This window comes from Mucilaginibacter sp. P4_D1 (assembly GCF_056401935.1).
Window position 1 is genome coordinate 1 of record NZ_JBFUIJ010000104.1, and the last position, 2,826, is coordinate 2,826.

A 2,826-nucleotide genomic window follows, 5' to 3' on the forward strand; every position below is an offset into this window, starting at 1 on the left:
GCGCACATTGGGGGATAGAAAATCAGTTGCACTGGCAACTGGATGTTGGTTTTGGCGAAGACTACAATACCACACGCAACAGGCAGGCCGCTCAAAACCTGGCAGTCGTCAGAAAAATAGCCTTAAATATTCTGAAAGCTGATAAAACCAGCAAGGCCAGCCTGAAGGCCAAACGAAAAATGGCTGGTTGGAACCATAAATTTCTGTTAACGCTTATCGCTAATAAAAATTTCTAATGCGTCAGCCCTGAGAATCGGCACCCTTAAATAGCAATCCGGTTTACATCATCGGCCCCAATGGCGCCAAAAATATAAACCGGACATGTCAGAAATAAATTCTGGGATAAATGTAAAACTTTTTTACAATTCCTAAAACTTTTCTGTTTTTTTTAAAGCGTTAATTTGCCCTGGTAATAATCTAATATTTTGTTGTAGATAAAGCAATCGTACCGCGCGTTTATCATCGCCAGTTTGGTACGGTCGAGGTTGTTTTTTGTCAATACAAATTCAACAGACGTTAATACACCGGCATTGAAACGGATCTCGGCTATTCTGAATGATTCTGAGTACGCTTTAACCTGTTCAAGTAAAACGGTATATCTTTCGTAAGCCAGCGTCATGTTCAGATAGGCTTGTTCAACACTTTGTTTCAAAACTATTTTAGCATTATTTTCAACATACTTTGCTTCCTGGTAGTTGATTTTTGCCAGCGAAACTTTGTTGCGGTTTTGAAAATAGTTTAATATCGGAATGTGTAAACTCAGGCTTATTTGCGTATTGTAGTTGTTTTTAAACTGATCATAATAACCAATATTTTGAATACTGTTATTTGCCACCTTGGTATACACCGGCTGATTTCCGCCCGGCCCTTTAATATATGAACCCGTATTTACTTCGGCCGAATCAATAAAAGTTGATTTTTGGGCAGCGCTGGAGTAGTTGGTAAAAATACCAGCTCCTAGTGAGAGTGTAGGTAGTAACGCACCCTGGGCAACTTTAACACCCTTTTCGGCGCTCCTGCTTCTCAATTCGGCTGCTTTAATGAAAGCCAGCTGTTGCAGCGCTGTATCGTACACCTGTTCTGACGATGCATCCGTTTTGCTTGATACATCCTGCACGCTCAATGGTTCAAGCTTCAGGTTTTTGTTATACGGAATGTTTAACATTTGCATCAGGCTAAGTTTTGAAACCTCCAACGCACTTTTTGCGGCAACAAAATTCAGCTGGTTATCACCGTAAGTACCTTTCAAATCGTACAAATCACCAGGCAGCTTATTAGCGCCTTCTTTTTCTAAAATGGTTAAGCGCTCAACCTGTTTCTTTGATACTTCCAGTTGATTGGTTACCTGGTTTAATAATTCTGCATTATCCAAAACAGATAAGTAGGCTGTTATAACCTGTATAGTTATCTGGTCTTTAGCCTGCTGAAAATCCATTTTACCCGCCTGGTATGAAAGCGAGGTTTGTTTGATATTGTTTAAATTTTGAAGGCCGCTAAACAAGGTAAGGCTGCCATTTAAACTATAATTACCCGATGTAAGCGATTGGTTTACATAGCTGTAGGTGTAAGTATTTAAACTGCGGCCATTATTTATGCTATGGTTAACATCGCCGCTAATGGTAGGCAGCAAATACTCTTTAGCTTGTTTGTAGCCAATTTCCAGCCGCTGCATATCAAGCTCACTTTTTTTAACGTCGAGGTTGTTTTTTATCGCAATGTCAACACATTGCCTGATAGATAGAACAGAATCGGTTTGCGCCTGTACCTGTGTTGCCGACAGTGCTATCAAACCAAAAAATATAAATTTAAAATATCGCATTACTATATGATGATCAGAGTTGTTTTGATGATGCTATTTTACCGTCGAGCAGGTTAATGATGCGCGTACCGTATTCGGCATTTTTTTCGGAGTGGGTTACTTGTATAATGGTTACTTTATCTTCTTTGTTCAGCTTGCGAAAAAGCTCCATGATCTCTTCGCCTTGTTTGGAATTAAGGTTACCTGTTGGCTCATCGGCTAATAACAATTTTGGTTTGGCAATCAACGCACGGGCAATACCTACCAATTGCTGCTGACCGCCCGATAACTGTGCCGGGAAAAGGTCTTTTTTGCCAACTATGTTAAATTTATCCAGTATATCTGCAACCATGGCTTTACGTTCCGAGCTTTTAAAATCCTGGTAAATTAGCGGAGTTTCGATGTTTTCATACACGGTAAGCTCATCAATAAGGTGATAAGCCTGGAAAACAAAGCCGATGTATTGTTTATACAAAGCCGAGCGTTGTTTTTCTTTAAGCTGGTGTACAGCGTGGCCTGCAAAATAGTGATAGCCATCGGTTGGCTCATCCAGCATACCTATAACATTAAGCAAAGTTGATTTACCAGATCCTGATGGCCCCATGATAGAAATAAACTCGCCCTCGTCAACCTCAAGGCTCAGATCGTTGAGCACGTAATTTTTTAGTCCACTTACCTGGTAGTATTTTGAAATATGCTGAAGTGATAACATTTTTTGTTGTGAATTAATAAGTTGGTGAATTAGTGATTTAAATTTTACTTAACAGCAATAATAATAATCATTTTATCATTCAGGTATCAATAATATACCAAACTTTCAAACAGCTAATTATCAGTAAGTTAATTAAAATCAAATAAATAATAACTGTACGCTTATGTAACATGGGGCGTACGGTAATGATACAATGGTGAAAGGTGAAAGGTGAAAGATGAAAGGTGAAAGGTGAAAGGTGAAAGGTGAAAGGTGAAAGGTGAAAGGTGAAAGGTGAAAGGTGAAAGGTGAAAGGTGAAAGGTGAAAGGTGAAAGG

Annotated in this window: 3 protein-coding genes; 1 reads left to right on the forward strand and 2 read right to left on the reverse strand. The window is 39.2% G+C overall.

Translation table 11 applies throughout. The features are described 5' to 3' along the window. Positions 1–236 (forward strand): transposase (locus tag AC1DV1_RS31150; RefSeq protein WP_477361537.1); only part of this gene is annotated, 236 nt, incomplete at its 5' end. Positions 237–388: 152 nt separating this feature from the next. Here the strand turns inward: AC1DV1_RS31150 and AC1DV1_RS31155 are convergent. Further along, positions 389–1,819, reverse strand: a complete 1,431-nt coding sequence (locus tag AC1DV1_RS31155; protein WP_477368710.1) for a TolC family protein — start codon at positions 1,817–1,819, stop codon at positions 389–391. A gap of 13 nt (positions 1,820–1,832) precedes the next feature. Beyond that, positions 1,833–2,510 (reverse strand): ABC transporter ATP-binding protein, encoded by a 678-nt coding sequence (locus AC1DV1_RS31160; RefSeq protein ID WP_147060076.1) that lies wholly within the window; start codon positions 2,508–2,510, stop codon positions 1,833–1,835. Positions 2,511–2,826: the final 316 nt, after the last annotated feature.

What these genes read in the sequence shown, in the direction of transcription:
- AC1DV1_RS31160 (WP_147060076.1), bottom strand. Translation starts at nt 2,510, where the DNA reads ATGTTATCACTTCAGCATATTTCAAAATACTACCAGGTAAGTGGACTA.
- AC1DV1_RS31155 (WP_477368710.1), bottom strand. Translation starts at nt 1,819, where the DNA reads ATGCGATATTTTAAATTTATATTTTTTGGTTTGATAGCACTGTCGGCA.